Raw genomic sequence first — 23,030 nt, 5'->3', positions numbered from 1 at the left:
TCGTTGATGGCAGAGCGCGGTATTGTCGTTGACCATTAATAAATCTGCGACAAAGCTATTTCTTGTGCAGCCTGACCGGCTACATATCATAAACAGGAGAATACCATGAGCACATCGTTGTTCAGCAGAACCCCGAAGGTCACGGTCTTTGATAACCGCGGCCTGACCGCGCGCGACATCGCGTACCATCGCCACCCTGATGCCCCTGAGGTGACAAATGAACGCATCACACCCCACCAGTACGACGCACGCGGCTTTCTGACGCAGAGCGCCGACCCGCGGCTGCACGACGCCGGTCGCGTAAATTTCAGCTACCTGACGGACCTGGCCGGAGGCGTTCTGCGTACACAGGGGGCGGATAACGGTACTAGCGTCAGTCTGAACGACATCGCCGGACGACCGTTTATCGTGGTCAGTCATATCAGCGCCACCGATGAGGGCACTGAGGACAGAAGCCTGGCGGTGACCCGCACCTGGCAGTATGAGGATGCGGCGCTTCCGGGTCGACCACTGAACGTGACGGAGCAGATCAGCACTGAAGTCGCCCGCATCACGGAGCGCTTCGTGTATGCCGGCAATACTGGCGCAGAGAAGACTCTGAACCTGGCGGGATTATGCGTCCGTCATTACGATACGGCAGGACTGGTGCAGACAGACAGCATAGCGCTGACAGGCGTCTCGCTCTCCGTCACCCGCCGTCTGCTGAAGGACGCGGATAACCCGGACACCGTGGCTGACTGGCAAGGAGAAGGTGCCTCTGCATGGAATGATCTGCTCAGTGGCGAGGAGTATGTCACCCTGACCACTGCTGACGCCACCGGGACGGTGCTGACCACCACCGATGCGAAAGGTAATATTCAGCGCGTGAGGTACGACGTGGCGGGACTGTTGTCAGGCAGTTGGCTGACGGTGAGGGACCGTACGGAACAGGTTATCGTGAAGTCCCTGACGTACTCGGCCGCCGGGCAGAAGCAACGCGAGGATCACGGCAACGGCGTGGTGATCACGTACACGTACGAGGCAGAGACGCAGCGCCTGACCGGCATCCGGACGGAGCGACCTGCCGGCCACGCTTCGGGTGCCAAGGTGCTGCAGGACCTGCGCTATGAGTATGACCCGGTGGGCAACGTGCTGAAAATCACCAATGATGCTGAAGCAACCCGCTTCTGGAGTAATCAGAAAGTGGTGCCGGAAAATACCTACACCTACGACAGCCTGTACCAACTGGTCAGTGCCACCGGGCGCGAGATGGCAAACGTCGGACAGCAGGGCAGCCGTTTACCGTCAGCTACCGTCCCCTTTCCTACAGACAGCTCCGCATATACCAGTTACACCCGCACCTACACCTACGACGAAGCCAGCAACCTGACGCAGATACGCCATTCCCCGGCAACACGCAGCGGTTACACAACCAACATCACCGTAAGCAACCGCAGCAACCGGGCTGTGCTTAGCAACTTGACCGAAAACGCCGCAGACGTGGACGCACTGTTCACTGCGGGCGGCCAGCAGACGCAGCTACAGCCGGGGCTGGGCCTGGTCTGGACGGCACGTAATGAGCTGTTGAAGGTAACGCCGGTGATGCGAGATGGCAGTGCGGATGACAGCGAGAATTACCGCTATGACGGCGGTAGTCAGCGCATTCTGAAGGTCAGTGTACAGAAAACCGGTAACAGCGCGCAGACGCAGCGGGCGCTGTACCTTCCGGGCTTGGAACTGCGCAGCGCGAAAAATGGCGATACGGAAACGGAAAGCCTGCAGGTTATCACTGTGGGTGAGGCGAGCCGTGCGCAGGTGCGGATGCTGCACTGGGAGAGCGGCAGGCCGGATGGAATCACTGACGACAAGGTACGTTACAGTTACGATAACCTGACCGGCAGTAGCGTGCTGGAGCTGGACAGCGACGGCAAACTTATCAGCATGGAGGAATACTATCCGTACGGCGGGACAGCGGTATGGACGGTTCGCAGCGCGGTGGAGGCAAACTACAAGACCGTGAGGTATTCAGGCAAGGAGCGGGACGCAACGGGGCTGTACTACTACGGTTACCGGTACTACCAACCGTGGGCGGGCAGATGGCTAAGTGCAGACCCGGCGGGCTCGGTGGACGGGCTGAATCTGTACAGGATGGTGCGGAATAATCCGGTGGCGTGGAAGGACAATGATGGAAGAATCCCTATCAATACTATGATTCCACCGCCGCCACCGATGATGGGGGGAAATCCACCGCCACCACCACCGATGATGGGAGGAAACCCTCCGCCGCCGCCACCGATGGCGGGAGGAAACCCTCCGCCGCCGCCACCGATGGCGGGAGGAAACCCTCCGCCGCCACCATCGATGCCCGGGCAGCAAAATGTAGCAAAGAAAAACTGGGTTATTAAGGAAGACCCCGCTTTATATAAACAGCAAGGGGGGGAATATCCATACTATTCTTCATTCACAATAGCCTTACAGAAGCTTAATATCAGTCATTATGATTCAATTATCGATATGGACAACTTTATAAGCAAGTGGGCTGAAATTGGTAGAAACATGAAGCCGGCAGCAAGAGATATTAGTCACGACAAGTTTATAGAGGTTCAGAAAACTCTGGGCAAAATTGATGCTGAATGGTCTGGGTATCATTCAGCAGATGTGAACGAAACCTTCCGTGGAGACACGCCAGTAATATCTAATAGTTATTCTTGGCTTGCTGAGTTTATAAATGAATCTGAAGGTAAGAGCGATACTGTACAAAAATCAATGGATTTAGAAATAAAATCTCCCCTCATAATGTCTACAGCTAAGGATCCTAAAATGGGTTATGTGTCAGGTAAAACAATTATGTGGCACTTTGATCTTGAGCCAGGACACGCCGGTGTTTCTGAAGGATTGTATGCCTCCGAGGGTGAAGTGACGTTTCCATTATACAACAGGATGAAGATAACATCTTTACAATACCTTCCAGAAGGAAGGTCTTATATGGACAACCCAGAACAATATGGAACATCTCACCGATATATCATCAAAGCCAGAATGTTACCCCGGTCATAATAACAGGATAGTGATATTGAGCTTACCAGGATTATGTTTCCGCCCCTGAGAGTTTCATTTTTAGTAAGATAAAATACTCCACTCCAGAGAAGGAGTAGCTGTTATCCTGTTTGAGTAAACCTAAAATAGACAACTCAGTGAGACTGTATTTTTGTCTCACTGAGTTTGTTTTGTCTCATCCCGACGTTACGTTTTCCACATCTAAACTTTATTGAGACACTTTTCAGCAAAATGGCTCTTTATAGGGCTCTGTCGCATTAGTGACATGAAGTTGGCAAAAGTTGCGTTACCGATTAGGCAGCCTACAAATAGCGTTGGCAGGGAAATGAAGCCTCAAATATCTAGTCTTAGGTCAGAACTGCACGATCTCAGCCAATACTTAGCGATTCAATGCTGACGCAGCGCGGAACTTGCATTTTAATAAGTTCAATTGCTGTGATCATTGGTCAGTCCTATATTTTATAGCTCACAAGACTGATCTTATAGTTCATACTATGAATCGCAACAATTACTAGAGCCACCTTGAGCAGTCAATGTCCATCCATTGCTCTTTTTTTTTCAAAAAGCCAACAATATCTAACTATCTATAATAAGCATAAAAAAATTCACTTGTTATAATAAATAATCATTGATTCTTATTGAATAGAACATCCCTATGCCACTTAAGATACTTTATTGATTTATCGCTCACCTTTATTTTTACATCTGTTTTTATATTGAGTTTTTCTATCATCTCATTAATTAACGGTTTATCTCCGATAAGCATCTCTCCCTGACCCGAAAAACTGATAAATCCTTTATCGAACAACACATCTACATGCGCAGCCAGCATCAAGCCATTATATGGGTCTAAACGTTCTTCATCAGTACAATGTCTCCAGGGCTTAATATGACTTGCTCGCAGTAATTCGAGCATAGACACTCCTGTCACTGGACATTCAGGATAGTGCTTAAGTACATCTTGGCGAAATAAACCCTGCCCCACCCTTGCCTGGATTAATTTTTCAGTGGTTGTAGAGTCGCTAAGCCTCCTAGCTTTAATTTCAGTAATGTCCTTTTCAATTTCTTGATAATCAGAAGCATTATTTTGTTGTATTAAACTGGCTGATTTGCAAATCTTTAACAGTAAATGACCTAGTTCATGGCTGATTTTTGATAGGTACATCTCATTACCATTGCCATTCTGCGGCTTTATTGGCGAACGAGTATCAGGTAATAACGGTGCGATTTCCGCGAGATGTTCCTTTGGAAAGATAGGAGTCTTTAACGTTGTAAACTCAACATCAACCTTCCACCCTTGATCGTCCCAAAAGCTATCAAAGGTAGGAGGTTGCATAGCGTCATAGCAATTGGACTTAGCCACACCTACAGCACCTATTTTAGTAAATGCATAGGAAAATATTACGTCACCAGGATTGACTAATTGGAGCGTATCGTACGCTGGTTTTGATTTTCCATCTTTAGCCCGACAAGGTGCCCAAATAAATCCTTCTTTACGCGCAATTTTGAATGTTTGTTTGTGATTAACCCAAAAAAATTGTTGCTCGGCTGGTTTGTTGCTCATGATTATCTTATAAAGATTTTATTTGCACATAATTTACAGCTCAAGCCATACCTGATCAACCAATGTAATGAAATATTAATCGTTCATGATTGAAATAACAAAATAATCAATTGCATTGCGTTACTCTAACCTAAAACATAATAACCAAATGTGATTAATTTGAGTTGAGCTATTGATATGAAACACTTTTAAAAAGTCCTAAGCATCCATTTTTATAATTAATTTAGGATAAGTAATATTGGATCTGTGTTTGGGCGTGTTTAAATCCATAACAAGTTAAACGAGAACGGCTTATTAGCTCCACCAGTAGAAAATCCGGTCGGGTGCCTGGTGCACTTAATGCTGACTCACTCACCAAAGCATTTGTTAAAGCATTGAAGGCGACCGATCTGGTTTATGAAACATCGCCACCAAGTTTTCATGAAATCCACAGCCTGGCATCGCGGTTGTATGAAGCGGAATACGGTAAGGAGTTTGCACAAAAATTACTCGGTCACAAGTCGATGAAAATGACTAATGTATACCTAGATTTCATTTTCACTGTAAATAAAACCACTGCGAAGGCGTATATCATTTATGTATAAAAAGGCAACATCCATAGCTGCACAGTAAATGTCTTCTTTTTTTCTAGTGTATTTGTTGAATAGTTGCTCATTCACCTTCCCTTTAAGTTAATCAGAACCTTCAAACTCCAAAATAAAGTTTTTAATGATGGGGTAACGAAGTAAAGAATAAGAACTATTGATATATACGCAACTGAGAATGAAATTAAACTTTTAACGTCCGTTTTGTATGTAAAAAAGAAGTAAGTAACAACTAATAATAAATTTGAAAAATACAACCCTCGTAAACTCATGAAGAAAACTCTACTTACACTGGTGTTGTTTTTTTTTGCTATGCTAATTAATGTATCGGCATCGATTGGTAGCATACCAAGTTTAATTAGTTTGTTTTTTAGCTCGACATCATCCATATGTTTAATTCCTTTTAAAAATAAGTATCTATGTTAGATAAACGTAGTCGTTCGCTTTAACCAGTTTTTATCCAACGGGCGAAAGTTTAACCTCCCCCCTCTCCAACCGCAAATCTACCCACCGCCCATGGGGAATATCCACCGCCTGGCCATTGCTGTAGCCGTCCCGTTTATTCTGGGCAAATGGCGGTGAGTTGGGGTGTTCGCGGTGATAAGTGCGGATGGTGATAACTCCGGCCTCATCCACTTCCCGTTCTAATTGAGCGTGAAACGCGGATTGTCTTACAGGCCAAACGCTTTATGCGAGTTCGTAATTAAACCAAAGCAGAATCACAACGGGGGCAATGAAGGTTAACGCAAGCCATAAGAAAACCTCAAAAGATCGCAATGTACATCAAATTCACACAATTGGAGTCATTACCGATTCTTGCAACAAGACCGGACGAAATATGAAAGTGGAACTCTCATTATTCTAATATTATTAAGTAAAACCAACCTGAGCCCCTTCACTTGTTATAGAGAACTCAGGGAAATAAAGCACATTAAGGACGTAGAGATTCAGCCATGATAAACAATGTCACCAATCAGAATACGATCTTTGGTCATATAGAAACCAGCTACAATCAATCGGAGATTACCAAGAGCGTCAATGAGGCGTTTGGTGTTAAAACCAATGTGACCGATAACGGCGTCTGCATGGCCATGTCGGCAAAGTATCTTGTCAAGAATTCACAGGGGGAGGGTTTTTACGCTTGGCTTGCCGATTCATCTGCCAAATGGCAGGTATTATCTCAATATCTTAACGATGACTATCACCCCCTACCGCCCCCTGAAGCACAAACCAGAATCCAGTATGAACTGAAGGATCACTTCAATCACGTTGGTACTTATATAGTGAACAACGAAGACTTTACCCCCCAATTCGCTGCCCAAGCGATGAGCCTAGCACGCAATGACGAAAAGGGGTGCTACAACATGTGTTATCTACTCACCCCAGACGATGGACCAGGACATGCCGTCGCCTGTATAAAAGATGAGCAAGACCATATCCGCTTTATGGATCCAAATTTCGGCGAGTTATCCTTCACCTCCACAGTTGAGTTTGAAAACTGGATGAGCTCGGTATTTAATAAACATTACTCCATCTTCAGTTCTATGACCGTCAATATCTATGAAGCCCCTGAGTAACGCTGAGACGGTTCCGTCAACCTTGCCCACGCTTTAGACATTATCAGGCCGTACTGTCCTCATGCTTTCAGCATGGCCTAGTAGCTGTCGTGTAAAAATGCAACCGGCCAACGAAAAATTGCCGCAAACGCATCGGGTTGATGGTTTCGATCATGAACAAAACAAGTGGCTAACTCTCCTTTTAGCCGCAGCGATAGAACATAAAGTGCTTCTTTCCGAAAACATTACCGTTAGAAGACGGTGAATCTTTATTCTAAAAGATAATGACTCCAGTTGTGTGAATTTGATGTACATTGCGATCTTTTGAGGTTTTCTCATGGCTTGCGTTAACCTTCATTGCCCCCGTTGTGATTCTGCTTCGGTTTAATTACGAACTCGCATAAAGTGTTTGGCCTGTAAGACAATCCGCTTTTCACGCTCAATTAGAACGGGAAGTGGATGAGGCCGGAGTTATCACCATCCGCACTTATCACCGCGAACACCCCAACTCACCGCCATTTGCCCAGAATAAACGGGACGGCTACAGCAATGGCCAGGCGGTGGATATTCCCCATGGGCGGTGGGTAGATTTGCGGTTGGAGAGGGGGGAGGTTAAACTTTCGCCCGTTGGATAAAAACTGGTTAAAGCGAACGACTACGTTTATCTAACATAGATACTTATTTTTAAAAGGAATTAAACATATGGATGATGTCGAGCTAAAAAACAAACTAATCGCGCTGGGAATGAAACAAATTGATGCTGGCACATTAATTAAACTCGCCAAATATAAAAAAACAAGCGTTAGCTGGCAATTTTTTTTAAGCTTATCCGGTTTGTATTGGTATACGCTATGTATAATACTGACTTACTTATTCTTCATCAATAAGATGGATAGTAGAGAAATTATAACATTTAGTGCTATATACCTACCAGGCCTTGTTATAATGTACATCTTTACTCCTTTTTTCAAAAAATTATTCTGGAGTTTTAAAGTATTGTTTTCATTAGGAGGGAGATAGCATGGATAGTTATGCGATTATGGCATTAGAAAGAGAGCGAGAAAAGATAAACCGCATGGCTAGAGATGTTGCTTATCAATATTTAAATAATGGGGCCGTTATTAGTGATTTCATTTTCGATGAATATTAAATGGCAGAAGCCAGCGTTACTGGTTATAGATTAGGACGACTTCAATTTTCCGAAGCCAATACAAAACTTCATGACCAATATCAATCTCTTTTAAAAGTAAGCATGTCTCTTCATATGGGAAATGCGAAGCTATATGCCATTGTGGAAAGAAAAAAAGAACAGAATTCAATAACCAATATTATCTTGAAACAGGTTGGTTTTGTAAGCGGATGGTTAAAAATAATTGGTGGCGGGGGATTTGTTATACCAGCCTAGGGGCAGCATGCTCCTATTTGGGAAGTCCTTTACTTTTGCATGGTTCAGAGAACGTATGGGAGAATGGCTATTATCTTTTATATCGAGAAGATCCTAGTCTAGTACCATTAAGAAACGTATACCGGCAGTCGGCAAGGATTCTGGGCGGCGATGATAAAGACGGTGATATCGCCTTCTCCATCGGTGATCTTTCTCTTTCTGCCGGTTCGCTGTTCAGGTCGGTACTAAAAAAAGATGCCTGGAAGCTTTTCCACCATATAAGAGAGGATTATATTATTGGATGGAGAGACATGGGAGCTGCCGGACTCATCAGCGAAGTGACTGGCGATTCTACCGTCGGTCTTTCCCTCTATCAATTGATAAATGGCAGCTCAACTAATTGGGAAGATTTATCAGAAAAGAAATAAAAAAATACCGGTACACAGCAGACAATATCTATATATGTACCGGCACACTACCAGTCACTGTCATAACGGCTTAATAAACCCTATCTTCCCACAAACTATAACCTGTCGTTCCTGCCGCGTGATGGACCCATTTTATATCTTGGTAGGTGACACTGAGCATTTCTTCGGGTTGGCTATCTTTATTGGTCATAATATGGGGGTAATTTATACCAACATGCTTGATGTTGGCATTTCTAACTTCAATGGAAAAATAGATTTCTTGATGACCATTACTTGATGTTCTGTAGAGGTCAACGTCAGATGCAAAACTTCATTATCAGAAATAGCGGTGCCTAATAATGGCGTTGCCTTATCTATTGGTTTAACGATATTTATAGGTAAGTGAGTCGCATTCTGAGCCCGGTTGATACCATGAGTCAGTGAGTAGACCATTATTTGGTCAGTATGACCGGCTTGAAATTTATTGCCGATTGAGTCATAAGTTGAGCATCCAGCAGAGATAAGCCCCTGTTTTTCGCCTTTTATAGTCAAATAAATTAAATTAAATTAGCCACATAATTCCCTTACGTTAATTTCCTGAAAAACCTAAAATTCCGAACTCACAAAATACATCTGAATATCTTTTACAATACTATCAAATTGTATACTTATTGATAAGGTGGATGTTGGCTCGCTCATGGTTTTCGTGTTATCCGTCGTTGTTTGATGCTCTGGTTGCGAAAAAAACGACGATATCATTGATGCCGAACAGGTTACGCGCTAAATTACCCAAAGATGCCAAGCCTCACTTTTTAGTGGGGCTTTTTTTATGCCTGTCGGAAATCACTCATTATGCCCGCTATTGATATCACGACCATGCGTGGTGAAATGCCGCGTGCGGTCGCACATCTGTTACCTGAACAAGCCGCCACGGTTGCCCGTAATTGCCACTTCCGCCACGGCGTAATTACCCCAATGATGGCTGATGGTGACGGCGGAAAAACCTTTGCCTTCAAACCAGAGACAATATTCCGTTACCGGGATAATTTCTGGTTTGCCTGGCGCGGACAGGTGGATGCGATACATAGCCCAATCGCTCAGGATAAATATGATCGGGTGTATTTTACCGATGGCGAATACCCCAAGGTAACCAGTTCCGCCATTGCGACCCAAGGCAGAGGTAATTATCCTGCGGCCAGTTTTCGGCTCGGTATTCCTGCGCCAAGCAATCCCATTGAAGTCACGTCGATTAACCCGCCAGCAGATCATGGCGAAGACGACCCGACCGACGACGATACGCGTTTTGTAGTGGTCAACTAAAACTGGCCACCGCTTTAGCGTTTTTCCAGTATCTATTTTCCGATTCGTTTGGCGGTAACCCACCGTTATATTCGTGCGACCTGAGCACGCTGTAATACCCAACGATATAGTCCGTTATTGCGTGCACTGCGTTGCTGAAGTTTATGTAACCCGTCACCGGTACCCACTCATTCTTCAGGCTTCTGAAGAAGCGTTCCATTGGACTATTATCCCAGCAGTTTCCACGGCGACTCATACTTTGCCTGATCCGGTACCGCCACAGTGACTGTCGGAACTGCCTGCTTGTATAGTGGCTACCCTGGACGCCCTTCTAAGAGTCAAGCCGTTATCGAGATGCTGTTGATCTGTCTGTTTTGATTTCGCAGTAATGTATAAACTTCGCGTGAGATATAACGCTTCAGATAGCGTATTGCTTCCATTTTTATATACCCAGCGTTTCCCGGTCCAGATATATGTCACATCGCCGCACCTGATTTGGCTCTGTGACTGCGAACTGACGCTCAAGATGATTCGGGATAGTGACATGTTCATGACCGCCACGTTTATATTGATGAACAGGTTGCTGGCAGCTGACCAGACCCAGTTCTTTCATGGAGCCATCACCCCAACCGGAAGCCTCTCAGCGTTGCCATTGTGGCGATACTTCTTGCACCAGCAGAGCCATGACTGATGCTGTGCAGTTCCAGAACCTGGCTTCGTAATACAGCCCATCTGCCGTCTGGCTTTTCAGGGCGGTTTTTCCCGTATTTGTAGCTGCTGCGATGAACCCCGAACGCGTGGCAGAGTGTGGCCACAGGATAACGCGCCCTGAGTTTCCCGATTAACGAGAACTGTTCAGGGAGTCTGACATCAAGAGCGCGGTAGCCTTTTTTAATATTTCATTTTCCATTTCAATACGTTGTAGTTTCTTCTTTAGCTCACGTATTTCAATTTGTTCTGGAGTAATAGGAGAAGCTTTTGGCGTTTTTCCCCGGCGTTCATCACGCAGCTGTTTTACCCATCGCGTCATGGTGGAAAGACCCACATCCATAGCGCTGGCCGCATCAGCAACGGTGTAGTTTTGATCAACAACGAGTTGAGCTGATTCGCGTTTAAACTCTGAGCTAAAATTTCTTTTTTTCATTGAGGCACCTGTATTGTTCTGAGGTGAGCATATCACCTCTATTCAGGTGGCCAATACATGAGGACTATTAAAGCGTCGGGAGCTGGCTGATAACACCATGAAAATGAGAGTCCTGCAAATCGGATATATTAACCAAGAATTTGGAGATAAGCCGATTGAAACCGTTACCACCAAGCATATCGCTGATTTTATTAATACCTATGTCGATAATGGTAAAAGTTCAATGGCGGTTAATTTGCGCTCTGTTTTATCAGACGTTTTCAGAGAGGCCATAGCTGATGGATTAATTAGCCGCAATCCTGTGGAAGCAACCCGTACGCCCTCACCAAAAGTTAAGCGAGAACGGCTAGACTATGCAACCTTTTGCAAGATTTATGAGGCTGCCGGCCAACAACAGAACTGGGTTCAACTCAGCCTGGCACTGGCGCTGATTACCGGTCAACGCCGTGACGATGTGCGGCAATTAAAAAGAAGCGACGTGCATGATGGCAAGCTTTGGATAGTCCAAAGTAAAACTAAAATGCAGATAGCTATATCACTATCACTTCGGTTGGAAATAATGAATACCTCCGTCGGTGACGTTGTAGAACAATGCCTGAATAACAATAAGAGCGAATATCTCATTTGCTCGTCCAGTAGAAAATCAGGCCGAGAGCCCGGTGCATTAAATGCGGACTCGCTCACCAAAGCATTTGTTAAAGCATTGAAGGCAACCGATCTGGTTTATGAAGTCTCCCCGCCCAGTTTTCATGAAATCCGCAGCCTGGCATCGCGGCTTTATGAAGCAGAATACGGTAAGGAATTTGCACAGAAACTGCTCGGTCACAAGTCGATGAAAATGACTAATGTATACCTGGATTCACGTAAAAATGAGTGGGTAGAAATTTAGGCCGAGTATAGGATTTCGTGGAAATTTCGTTTATTTTCGTTTGCTGTAAAATAATTGCTTTAAAATCAACTAATTAAAAAAAGACCGAATACGATTCCTAAAGGTGAGAATTATTGATTATATCTTTATAAAACAATAAGATAATCAGAGTTATGACCTTTAGCATACGTTTAATACCGTCTTTAAAAGATCAATATGATCATATAGTTATCATATATTTCGAAAATGCTCGGGAAAAGTTCGGGCGCTAAAATGAGGGAAACATGACATCAACACTATTTATAGTCTGCCTAATACTGGCCGCCGTAATGATCACCATCCACCCTGCTCTCTGCATTCCTTTCGTTATCGCTGCTTACTTGCTTGCAGGTAAAGGCAATATGCACATGGACAGTAACACAAGTATCATTTTAGGGATCATCGGATTTATTCTGCTATTGGTTCTGTTCGTTATTGTTAATGACGCTCTCAAATAATTATTAATACTGTAATGTGCATTAATCGCTACTCAATCTGATGAACAACTAAGAGTGAAAAGTGGACGTAATACTACCCACCGACTCTAAGTACCTAGAGCTCTAGTGGTGATTCACCTCCAGAAGACCGCAATTACTGAGAAGTCTTTTCGCGCGTTTTTCTGTTATGAGCCTAGCCTAACTGATGCCGGTGAGAGTATGGCTCGCACCGTTGATAGCAGTGGTAATGGCATCCTTAAGATATTTTTGGCGATATGCATGGAGGGGCAAACCCATCACAGAAAAATTCTAGCATAGCGGTATCTCACTGAATTGGCTCCACAACCAATAAGATCACAAATCTCTATGCCGGTCTCATTTTCTGGGGATACCTCAGGCCCCTCCCTTTATAAACTAATTATTAGCGTATAACTCCTGTATTTTCGCAGGATTGGCAAAAAATCTAGCTGGATAAGCGTTTGGATAATGTGCCTCTATATAGTTCTCTGTTCTGGCTATCAAACTAGCCAAATCTGTAGTAAGTCTCGCTACATCTGGGGTTAATTTATCAGTGCTAGTATTCAAATTAGGCACTGTGTTTAATAAAACTGAGGCATAATATCTGTTACCATGCGTTATTATCAGATGTCGTCTACTATGAGTTAACTTATCTGTAGCAGATAAAGTTGCACTAATGGCTCTTTCTATTGTTCTAAAATGATTCACAGCATTGATAAGCTTAACACCACTTAATCTTGGGTTGAAAATTGTCCGGTAAAGAGAACCCTCGAAATTCTCAAAAAACCTGCCTCGATTAGATTTCAACGTAGCAACAATGGTGTTATTTTTACTTAAGCAAGCTAAAGCATTCAAAGCCTCATCCAGATCGATAACCTTGATGTTAGTTTGTGAATAATCCTCGTCGGTCCGTAAAAGTTGATATTGGTATCCCTCCAATACAAGTTCTCTTGCCAACCGATGCTGATCAGGTTGCTGTGAAGCAAAATCTCTTCCGAGCACTCTATTTTGGAAGTTATTTGCCCTAGTTATTGCGTTAGCATTAAGATTATCCTCATCATTATTAATTTCAATGAAGCGAGCTTGGACTTTAACTCTAAATATATTATCTCCAAGAGCGTCCATAACACCACCTATGCTACTCACAGTTTGTGCGCCATTGATAATACTTACATCCTTAAAATCAAAAACTCCCCTTTCTGTTCCGGCAGCCGCATTTCTTCTATGAGGAATGACCTCATTAACTAAAACGGTAATCCCATTATTATAAAACCAAAACATCTCAGGTGTTTCGGTAGCTGTTTTTTTTATTTCTTCATTTACATCGGTCTTTCCTAACATGTTTCGAATGTTTTTTGTAAAAAGGCGTGTTCCATATTGTTTCCACCAGTTCCCAATCTGATCACCTGATAGTGTTCCGTAAAATGCTTTATACGGTTCATTTAGATATCCATAACGTTCAACCTCAACGCTCGGCAAATCAATTTGCCCTCTTGACCCCGTATGTAGCCAATGAACTAAGTCTTCAGATGAAATTAAATGAACCTGAAAAGCCCATTCCTCTTTTGGTTCTTCCTCCGGTGTAAATGAAGCGGCGTTCAATTGACTTTGCCACTCTTGCATTTCACGCAAAATTTCCTCAGAGGCACCTTTTTTTCCAGTATGGGTCATTGCAAAAACAAATTTATAATCAAAAGAATTAAGTGCAGCACTTATATCTGCACTTTTATCTTGGAGTATTTGGTCAAATAATTCATAGCGCTCATTTTGTAACTTTTCACAAGCATCTTGGAAACAAAGAAAATCAGGTTTGGTCCATGTCCCATTGCCAGCTTGATTGAATTTCGATTGTACAACGACGACAATTTTTTCATTATGATTTATTACTATACCGTCGATACCACCATCCTCACTACTATCGCAAACCGACTCTCCCGCGTGCTTTTCATCAACTCCGCTGAGTTGGTACATGGTAAACGCAGCCAAAGCTCTGCTTGCCATCTTAATGTTGTAGTCTTGTTGGCCTGGTTGGCACTCCCGCTTGTGAATATAGTTCTCAAATCTTTCCCTTAAACCACCACCTAACCGCTGGGCTATAACTTGTGCTGTTGCTGCGGCTGCTACAGAGTTATCCTCAACTCGAATATCTACAACAAATGCCATTTCTTTTTCCTTTTAGAATTTTTGACAGTGATAGTGCTGAAAAAAATTGCACTCTCTACCTCATATTTTTATAGCAACTCACTATTTTTCAATATCGTAGCGCTTAACCCTACGCCTTTGTGAACAGACCAGAGCCCCTATGTTAGTACATCAGTGATATTAGCAACGTCTGCGTCTAGCAATGGGCCGATTCCCTCATGCGAGGTTGTTATTGAGTTGGCAAGTAAAGCCATCTATAGCCATGACAACATTACTTTACTCAAAGGTTAATCAATTAGGGAGTTCTTTCAAACTCCCTTTCAATTTACTTATTAAAATACGGATTCACCCTCTCCACCGCCTGCTGTACCAGTTTATTTCTGGTTGCCATTAACCGGTCAATTTTTTCTCTTTTCTGATCCGCTGTTAGTATCCGGTCCCGCCTCATCATTTCAATCTGGGCATTCAGTGCTTTCACTTGCTTTTGCGTCGCTGTTAGCCCCTGACGCTGCGATAACTTCCCTCTATTGTCCTCTATCAATTCATTAGCATCATCACCACGCCCCTGCTTACGGAAACTGTTAATGGTACTGTTTATCTGATTGGCTTCAGTCATCATGCGGTAAAAATCTTCTGTGAACTGGGTAGACTTAGCCGGATCTGAACCTCTAAAGAAGGATTTAATCACGGGCATTTCATCCAGGCGTATAGCGGGCGTTTCACCATAGTCTTTCAGATTACGCATGAGAATATTCGTTGCCCCCATCACGTATGCCCCCAAACTACCGGTATAACCAGTAATGATGTGATCCATCATCTTCGGTGATAGATTCGTTGCCTCACCAATCTCACGCATCAGTAAACTGGTCTGGTCGTTATAGCGAGCACCGGCGATCAGGTTACTGTCGGCCATATTCTCAATCGGACCACCTTTGAAGAAATCATAGTTAACATAAGCCTCCGCAATCGGCATGGCGACTTGTGGGATAGGGTTGAATGCCATGGTTTCCATAAAGTTATGCGCCACCAGCTTGCCAAATTTAGCCCCGGTATCTTTACCGCCCAGCGCACGAACAAATCGTTCTGGTAAAGTGCCAAACATCAGGCCAATTTCAAACGGTTTCGGGAAGCGAATATGCTGATCGCCAATCCACACATGCCAATAGGTGTCTTTATCCCAGTCCTGTAGCTCTTCGTAACGTTTGTCGTCCCAGTTCAAAGCCATCAATGCCAGCGATGCGGCAGTAATCATGCCGCCACGTTTCAGCACTTCGCGGGGGTTATCTTTAATCGCCCTGCCCAACTTACTTAATCCCTGCATACGGGCATTGAAGAACGGCAGCATGTCGCTCAGGTTAATCATGATATTGCTGGCACCCATCATGCTGAAATCCATTAAATCGCGGGATTCGAAGGCCGCCTGTGCCTTGCTTTTACCGGACTTAATCGCCGCCTCATAAGTAGCCAGTCGGTTGGCGTTTTCGGCGGCTTCGCTGAGATTTTTGTATTTATGCAACCCCTGTTCAATCTTGCCCATCACCTCTTTACTGTTTCGGGCAATGGAAGATTCAAACTCATGAATTTGGCTGTCGTTATAGCCTTTACGTCGCAGCACGCTACGGATAGTTTTAGCAGTCGATGCCGGATCATAAACATTCGAATAACCACCACCAAAAGTCGCGCCGGCAAACATCATATCCACCAGACTATCATCAGTACGTAACGCTTTTTTAAATCCGGCCCATGAAGCGGTAACGGGCTTAAAGCCATCCTTATTAATCGCCCATGAATGAATAGAATCACGTAAAAAGTTACGAATAATAAAGTCAGGCATCGATGTGGTGCTGACGGTCAGCACTTTTTTAGCCTGGCGGGCTGCCTTCATGAAAGTAGAATTGCTGCGCTCGAGATCAATCATGGTAAAGGCGCGATACAGTTCCGGATCATTAACCTGAACAAGTTGTTCCTGCCCTTCGATAAACACCTTCACAACATCTTTGCCGATACGCTCAAAGTCCATCTTGTTCGGTGATTCAATCACCTCCAGCACACCAGTATCAGCAAGGTTCACCACTGACCTGCGCATTGCTTCATTTTTCATCGAAGCATCGACCGATTTCGCCACGTAGTTAAACAGGTTTTCAATCGGATCCTTGATAGTCAGATCGCTACCTTTCAATTTCCGGACGGTACTGCTCTGGTTAGCAATGCCTTTACTGGTCCACGGCCCCTTCACCTCACCATTTTCTGCTTCGCGGTAATATGGCAAGTACCAGGCATCCTCCCACTGTGCGCGGCTTTCTGGATCAATCAATCCCATATCCTGTTGAAGATCCAGAATCGACTTAATAAAGGCGTCATACTTTTTCTTCTGACCTTCGAATAAAGCCTCATTACCCCGGTTGAGGGTTTTCATATAAGCAATTTCATTGGCATTAAAGTTGTTCTCTTTGCCCTCTTTCATCAGCCGTTCGGAACGGTGGCCGGCGATCCATTTAAAGAAGCTTTCCCGATGGTTTCCCAAGCCGTCAAGGATACCCATTAGTGCATCGTCTTTCCCTGTACCGGCTTGGCGCTCAACAATCCCCTCCGCTGTGTTATAGCGCGGCAAGCCATGCTCTAAAGTGGCAGCAGTAACAGAACCCGCCCCTGCGGCCATACGTGCGCCAATATATGCAGAACTGCGCGCATCATCGATACCGGCAGCATCTTCGGCGTACTTTAGGGGAGCCATGCCATCAAAGGTTTTGGTATTGAGTTTGCGACCCGTTTCTTTTAACCAGGCTTTCAGTGCCGTTTTGTCTTTGCTGATCACCGTGCCATAGAACGTTTTGGCCTTATCAAACCAACCCTGCTCGACGTTAAAGCCCATTTTGCGGTTGGTTTCCGCATCCATTGATGGGTTGGCAGTGCGGGAGTAAAGTGCCTTATTCTTGCGAATATCGGTTGATGAGAGTATATTTTTAACTGAATCTTGATTTGGTGAACCGTGTTTGAGCAATTGAAGCTCTTGGGCCGTACCAGATTGGGATTCTGAACCCTGATAAGTGTTCTCCTTGGGCAATTGAAGCCCTCTGGAATGAAGCTTCTCAGGGTTTTGTTTTTCTCGCTTGTATAAAGTTAACCCCGCATCTTCCATCCCATTAATTTTTTGCATCCCACCAACGGTGCCATAGACCGAAGCGATCTTATTAACCTCAATAAAGCCTTTTTTCGCATTCAAATGAATAGCCGTTACAACCGGATTATTGCTTGCGTCATTCGCTTCGAGTAATACCACGACCGCATTATCCTGAGTCGATGACCGATAGACTGCCAGCGGGTCATGAAGTAGCTCAGGCAATTGTTCGATGACCGACATTGGCACTTCATGCTTAATACCATTTGTAGCTTTGCGGACCGTATCACGGGTAATAAACATATCCAGATTCGGTGCACCCAATGCTTTCAGCACTGGAGGTGTCCTACCTAATTTTACTGGAGTGTCTACTGAGCGTAGTGACCGCATAGCCTTATCAAGTTCAGATCTGTATTGTTCGGCTTCCACTGGTAATGGCTTGAGTGGGTCAACATCATCATGTTTCGAATACAACGCATCAGAGCGAGAGAAAGTATTATCGAACTCCCGTGTTCCCGGCTGTTCGCCATCATACATAGCCGTCTTTTTAAACCGCCCGGCGACCGTGCGCAGAATATTACGTATTTCCGATGGGGAAATGTCATTCGCATTCATGATGCCCGTTTTCTTCAATCCATTGAGCAGCACAGAAACAAAACGGTCCCACATTGCTCCAAGGCCGGTGAGTTCTGAACGCTCAGCCATGTGAGCCAAAAACTCATTAGCCTGCATTTCTGGGGATTCATTGCGATATGATTTATCGACTTCTCGCCAAACATCCTGAATTTCTTTATTTTTGCTGTCACGCGTTTGATGTAATACACGCATGATACGGTCGTATTCAACATCGCCAATGACGGAAGCTAGCCCATGGTGCGCCAAGACCTCATGACGCAATTTAGCCCGAAGCTCGCGGTCAGAAGTAATGTTATCCGCTACCACAATCACCCGGCTGAGTTCCGGTTGATAAATTGCATGAACAATGCCGAATTCTTTCGGGATCCCGCTCGGCATCATGGCAGCCGCTTCAGCTTGGGTTTGCACTACCTTAACTTTAATTTTGGCTGCACCATTCAAATTGCGCACCCAAACATCAGCGATAACTTGAGCCCGCCCTTGCCGTATTCCTTGAGTGGGTTTGTCGCCAGAAGCAGTGTGTCCGGTATCTGAAATCACATTGCCTTTGCCAATGTCAGTACCCTTACGCGCATAGAAAGCGATACCTTTATCGGTTGGCTTGGTTTTGATGGTTTGGAATAGGTGATCAAATGCCTGACGCACGCCGCCGTTTAATTCACCTTCAGTTGGATAAGCATAAGTTTCAGGGTTTGCATGTTCGTCAGCTTTGCGCAGGTTCACTAGATAGTCGTTAGTGATTCCTTTACTCTGTGCTTTATCAAGCAAATAACGCTCAAAGGCTCGCGCTGACATTTCGAGTTTAGTCGTCCAGTAGGCTTTGCTTCGGCCACCATCTAACAATGTAGCCCGCTCCACCATTCCACTATTGGTGACTTTATCGACGGCACTTTTAAAGGCGTCATGCACTTCTTGCCGGACTGGATGGATGATTTCTTGCCTTTTGCCGCCGCTAAATTCATAGAGAGGACGTTTACGATCGGTAATAAATTCGGATGAACGTTTACCGGATGCCTCGCCATGTACATCATAGGTGCCAAAATAGTTATCCAATGCATGGAACCACTCATGCGCTAGCGAGCCTGCACCGTTACCCTTGGTGAGATTGATAACCACTTGCCCAGGCTCATAATGTGCTTTGGCTCCGCCCCTACCCCGCGCGCCAAATGCCAGGCCCAATTCGCCATTCAATGACAGCGCTTTTGGCGGCACATTCAGTAATTCGGCCATATCGACCAACGAGTCATAAGCATCGTTTAATTCAGTTTGGCGTCGAGTTCCCTCAAGATAGTTACCAAACTGCACCCCGCGGAAGCCGAAGGCATCACTAAATTGTTCAGGCGTCACATTGCCATTACGGCGTTCAATTCCTATCCGGGGCTCGTTGGTTAATTTGCGTTGTTCTTCTCGCGATGTTTTGCGTAATTTATCCAGTTTGGCTTCAATTTCAGCGCGATTCTCTGCCAGATAAGCTCGTGCCTCGTTAGATGTTTTGAAGCCCGCTTTAAGCGGCAAAACGCCCATAGCCCCTTTGTAGCCAATAAACACGCTCTTATCTGCCCGCCGGGTATAGACCTCTAACTTAGCCTGTTTAGGGGCCGCTTCCCCTTTATCACTATTGAGCTGAGTCTCGATAAAGGCCTTGGCTTTGGGTAATAGTTCCGCCATGGATCCCGCTGAAATATTTGCGGTCACGCCCCTTGGCGCGACTAGCTGATACAGTGTTTTACCGCCGGGATAGCTCTTGCCGTCAAAATAGGTGTAATGACCGGAATGGATCGTATATTTAGACGCCTCGGCCATTTGCGCAGGTTTGAACTGTGAGATCAGATCAATGGTATCAGCGGCAGAACGCAAGGAGGACTTACTGCGAAAAATGGTTTTTATATCGTCAACACTCGCATGACTATTGATAATGGAACTCGCTAAATCACGAACCCCCTTAACCTGTTCAGCCCACTGATTAAGCTTATAAGGGGATCCCGGCTTGGTGGGGATAAACGAACGTAATGCCGCAAGTAATGCCAGTTTCCCTGGTTCAATGCCATTCTCATGCATCTTGGTGTAATCAGGGTGCGGGAATAGTTTCGAAAGAGGCTGTTTCTTAATTTCTTCAATATCATGATCGGCTTTCAGTGACTCTGCCAATTGGCCCCATTTATGCTTAGCTGCCCCCTTAAGTTCCTCACCAAAATCATCAATTTTTACATCCGTATTTTTGGCTTTAGGCGCTGGCTCAGTCGCTGGCAATCGCACACCATACCCCTTACCAACGGCCTCAATCGTCGCCCCCGGCATCTTGCCCCACTTCGAATACTTAGCAACCTTTTCACTGGAAAATGGTTGGTCACCAAATAGTTTTAATTCACCCGTTGGCTGCTCACTAGATGCAACAACGCCCTCATTTGAGGGCGCTGTTTTCGTGTTATCCTCTGTTGGATCTGGCAGCAGACGCACGCCAAAGCCATCACCGACCGGTTCAATCACCGCCCCCGGCATCTTGGCCCACTTAGTGAGCCTGGCTACTTTCTCACTTCGGAATGGCTTGCCGTGGTGCAACCTCAATTCGCCTTGCGGATCTACTGACTCAATGTGACCTTCTTTGGTGGATGCTTTACGGTTATCAGTTGGCTCAAGCGGTAACCGTACGCCGAAACCGTCACCTACCGGCTCAATAACAGCACCTGGCATTTTTGCCCACTTAGTGAATCTGGCCACTTTCTCATTAGGGAATGGCTTGCCGTGGTGCAATCTCAACTCGCCAAGAGTTTCACCTTTTGCATAAGCTTCAGTACGTGCATCTATAGGGACACCACCAGCACGCTGACGCTGATCGGTAATCGCTGTTTCAGACTGCGCTCCCATCGCCTCAGTAAAGCGGCGCACATCTTTACGCTGCCCTCCCTCAAACTGCGGCGCTTTCCCTGACTGAACATCATCAGGATTAACTACAGGTCCATCAGCAAAGATGATGTTTTTATCCGTAATGGCCTGCGGATCCGTTTGCCCATCGTAGGTATGGGTTTCTCTGACCGCACCTTGCTGCTCTGCCTGCTCCCTCGGCAAATACACTTGCCCACGAGTCTGTTCCCCGGCAGTGAATTGTGGCGCGGAACCCGCTTGAGGTTCATCACCTTGAATTGGCCCCGGCATAGGGAAACCTTCGCCTGGATGAATATTACCGGGCGCTGGCAGGCGTGGCGTTCGCTGCGCCCGAATCTGGTCGGCTTGCTCAAGTATCGCTAATTCATCAGGGGTAAAACCTTGCTCTCCTGATTCCATTTGCTGCTGAATAAGATCTTGTGCAGTCGGCTGTGCTTCTGGCTCTGCAAGTGAACGCTGAACATCGCTATCATCAGCAAAGCCTTGCACACGAGGATCCTGACGTAAGTAAGCTGGGGTATCGCGGAAATCATCAATCTGGGAATTGGGTACCCCGGTTTCATTCGCACTATCAGACTCGGAAAATGGTTGTTCCAGTTGAGACTGATTATCCAAAGGTTGACTGTTAGCATCAGGGGGTACCTGACCTTGTGGTATATCCTCCGAGTTGAACGGTTGATTCACAGGTTCCACTGGTTTTGATGGGCTTTGGCTATCCCACTTACCGGGACGAGAAGCACCCGCAATGGTTCCTCCCATTATTGAGCCGGATGCTGCACCACCAAGTCCCTGATTAAGCACATCATCAGAGAATTTATGGTTAGGGTCTGCTGACTGGATAGCATAGTTCTCAGCCACGCGACTCCCGATAGACTGAGGTAATTCCTCCATGACGCCTTCGGCAACAGCACCTTTTATAAATCTGGGCAAAATACCTTTAGTTATCTGACCTGTGAGGATTTTTGCTATGATTTTATCGCCTTGTCCACCAAATGTTCCGGTCGCAGTACCAGACATTAGAAATGCTTTTGTTGATCCATCTTCCGCCAACGTTTTGCGTGCTTGCTCAATATCCATGCCAGATTGAATTAGTCCCTGGGCAGCCTCCGACTGTAATATTACTTCGTCAGGAAGCGACATTATTGTATCCCTTACTTCGCGAGATGATGCGCCTCCAGCTAATACACCCTCGGTGATCTTACCTGTTATGGATGCAGTCCTTGCAGCAGCGATACCTGCCTCTGTAGCATCTGCTCCTTTGGCAATTTTTGATGCATATGAAATTTTAGCTAAACGCATGGCTGGCGTCATAGTCAGTGCCATTTCGGGTATAGACTGAATGGCACCTCCAGCATAACTACGCCAATCAGACCAAGCTGCGCCTAACGTCCCCTTATCACTATCCCACCAGTCTTTTTGCAATGCTTCCTGCATTTGAGGTGTCATATTGGAAATTGTTTGCCGCTGATCTTGCTTGAGAAACTGCTCTGAATCGCCATTTCCAAATACATGCTTATCTACCGCATCAACACCGGAAACAATCGCACCACCAAGTAGTGGAACTTTGCTAATTGCCTCTCTTGTATTTAATGCTGCATTATCGATCCCACTCCAAATGCTGCGGCCAGTATCAGAAATAGTATCAATAATGCTTGGCTCTGTTGGCGGCAATATGGCTTTCTTCCAATTCTCTGGCGAGAAGAACTCTCGGTCAAAGTCTGACATTTCTCCGGGCTGCTGAATATTTAGCCCTTGCCGATTGTTATTTGTCATTTGATTTTCAGGACGTTGTTGCTGTGGATCGTAAGCCATTTAGCTAACTCCAATTTTTGGGCATAAAAAAAGCCTCATTTTGAGGCTGTTCGATAGCGTTGAAAGCATTGCTACAAGCTTTATTAATTGCTTTAACATCGGC

The 23,030-nt window shown here is 45.4% G+C and carries 10 protein-coding genes and 4 pseudogenes; 9 read left to right on the top strand and 5 right to left on the bottom strand.

Translation table 11 applies throughout. The annotated features are described in order from the left end of the window. Positions 1 to 105: 105 nt before the first annotated feature. Positions 106 to 3,036: an RHS repeat-associated core domain-containing protein gene (locus ACQ4OC_RS15870; protein ID WP_430971375.1), complete on the top strand. Its 2,931-nt coding sequence runs from the start codon at positions 106 to 108 to the stop codon at positions 3,034 to 3,036. Positions 3,037 to 3,661: 625 nt separating this feature from the next. On the opposite strand, the gene ACQ4OC_RS15865 is transcribed toward ACQ4OC_RS15870, so the two are convergent. Continuing rightward, positions 3,662 to 4,600: an HNH endonuclease gene (locus ACQ4OC_RS15865; RefSeq protein ID WP_430971374.1), complete on the bottom strand. Its 939-nt coding sequence runs from the start codon at positions 4,598 to 4,600 to the stop codon at positions 3,662 to 3,664. A gap of 323 nt (positions 4,601 to 4,923) precedes the next feature. On the opposite strand from ACQ4OC_RS15865, the gene ACQ4OC_RS15860 reads away from it, so the two are divergent. The 5 genes and pseudogenes from ACQ4OC_RS15860 (at position 4,924) to ACQ4OC_RS15840 (ending at position 8,552) form a co-directional block, all read left to right on the top strand. Continuing rightward, positions 4,924 to 5,184, top strand: coding sequence for a tyrosine-type recombinase/integrase (locus ACQ4OC_RS15860; RefSeq protein WP_240442714.1), 261 nt, complete (start codon positions 4,924 to 4,926; stop codon positions 5,182 to 5,184). 953 nt (positions 5,185 to 6,137) lie between these two features. Further along, complete coding sequence (locus tag ACQ4OC_RS15855; RefSeq protein ID WP_064518007.1) at positions 6,138 to 6,761, top strand: YopT-type cysteine protease domain-containing protein; 624 nt, start codon at positions 6,138 to 6,140, stop codon at positions 6,759 to 6,761. Positions 6,762 to 7,442: 681 nt separating this feature from the next. After that, positions 7,443 to 7,760: a hypothetical protein gene (locus ACQ4OC_RS15850; RefSeq protein WP_430971373.1), complete on the top strand. Its 318-nt coding sequence runs from the start codon at positions 7,443 to 7,445 to the stop codon at positions 7,758 to 7,760. A gap of 1 nt (position 7,761) precedes the next feature. Beyond that, positions 7,762 to 7,890, top strand: coding sequence for a hypothetical protein (locus tag ACQ4OC_RS15845; RefSeq protein WP_256966768.1), 129 nt, complete (start codon positions 7,762 to 7,764; stop codon positions 7,888 to 7,890). Then, positions 7,891 to 8,552: pseudogene (locus ACQ4OC_RS15840) on the top strand (DUF4225 domain-containing protein). A 70-nt stretch (positions 8,553 to 8,622) separates the two neighbouring features. Here ACQ4OC_RS15840 and ACQ4OC_RS15835 read toward each other — a convergent pair. Continuing rightward, positions 8,623 to 9,089 (bottom strand): annotated as a pseudogene (locus ACQ4OC_RS15835) (Hcp family type VI secretion system effector). Positions 9,090 to 9,383: 294 nt separating this feature from the next. Between ACQ4OC_RS15835 and ACQ4OC_RS15830 the strand changes: the two are divergent. Beyond that, a complete protein-coding gene (locus ACQ4OC_RS15830; protein WP_064518002.1) occupies positions 9,384 to 9,851 on the top strand; it encodes a hypothetical protein in 468 nt (155 codons plus the stop codon). Here the strand turns inward: ACQ4OC_RS15830 and ACQ4OC_RS15825 are convergent. Then, positions 9,844 to 10,974, bottom strand: a pseudogene (locus tag ACQ4OC_RS15825) (IS3 family transposase). The gene ACQ4OC_RS15830 and the pseudogene ACQ4OC_RS15825 overlap by 8 nt on opposite strands. A gap of 76 nt (positions 10,975 to 11,050) precedes the next feature. On the opposite strand from ACQ4OC_RS15825, the pseudogene ACQ4OC_RS15820 reads away from it, so the two are divergent. Both ACQ4OC_RS15820 and ACQ4OC_RS15815 read left to right on the top strand, forming a co-directional pair. Further along, positions 11,051 to 11,278 (top strand): annotated as a pseudogene (locus ACQ4OC_RS15820) (phage integrase central domain-containing protein); the annotation flags it as partial. Further along, entirely contained in the window at positions 11,276 to 11,863 is a 588-nt protein-coding gene (locus ACQ4OC_RS15815) for a tyrosine-type recombinase/integrase (protein ID WP_430971377.1), read from the top strand. The pseudogene ACQ4OC_RS15820 and the gene ACQ4OC_RS15815, both read left to right, overlap by 3 nt. Positions 11,864 to 12,732: 869 nt before the next feature. Here the strand turns inward: ACQ4OC_RS15815 and ACQ4OC_RS15810 are convergent. Beyond that, a complete protein-coding gene (locus ACQ4OC_RS15810) occupies positions 12,733 to 14,499 on the bottom strand; it encodes an AIPR family protein (RefSeq protein ID WP_430971372.1) in 1,767 nt (588 codons plus the stop codon). Between the two features lie 304 nt (positions 14,500 to 14,803). Continuing rightward, a complete protein-coding gene (locus ACQ4OC_RS15805; RefSeq protein WP_430971371.1) occupies positions 14,804 to 22,927 on the bottom strand; it encodes an LPD38 domain-containing protein in 8,124 nt (2,707 codons plus the stop codon). Positions 22,928 to 23,030: the final 103 nt, after the last annotated feature.

Source organism: Yersinia sp. J1, assembly GCF_050586585.1.
Lineage (GTDB): Bacteria > Pseudomonadota > Gammaproteobacteria > Enterobacterales > Enterobacteriaceae > Yersinia > Yersinia entomophaga.
This window is presented reverse-complemented; position numbering and strand designations above follow the sequence as displayed.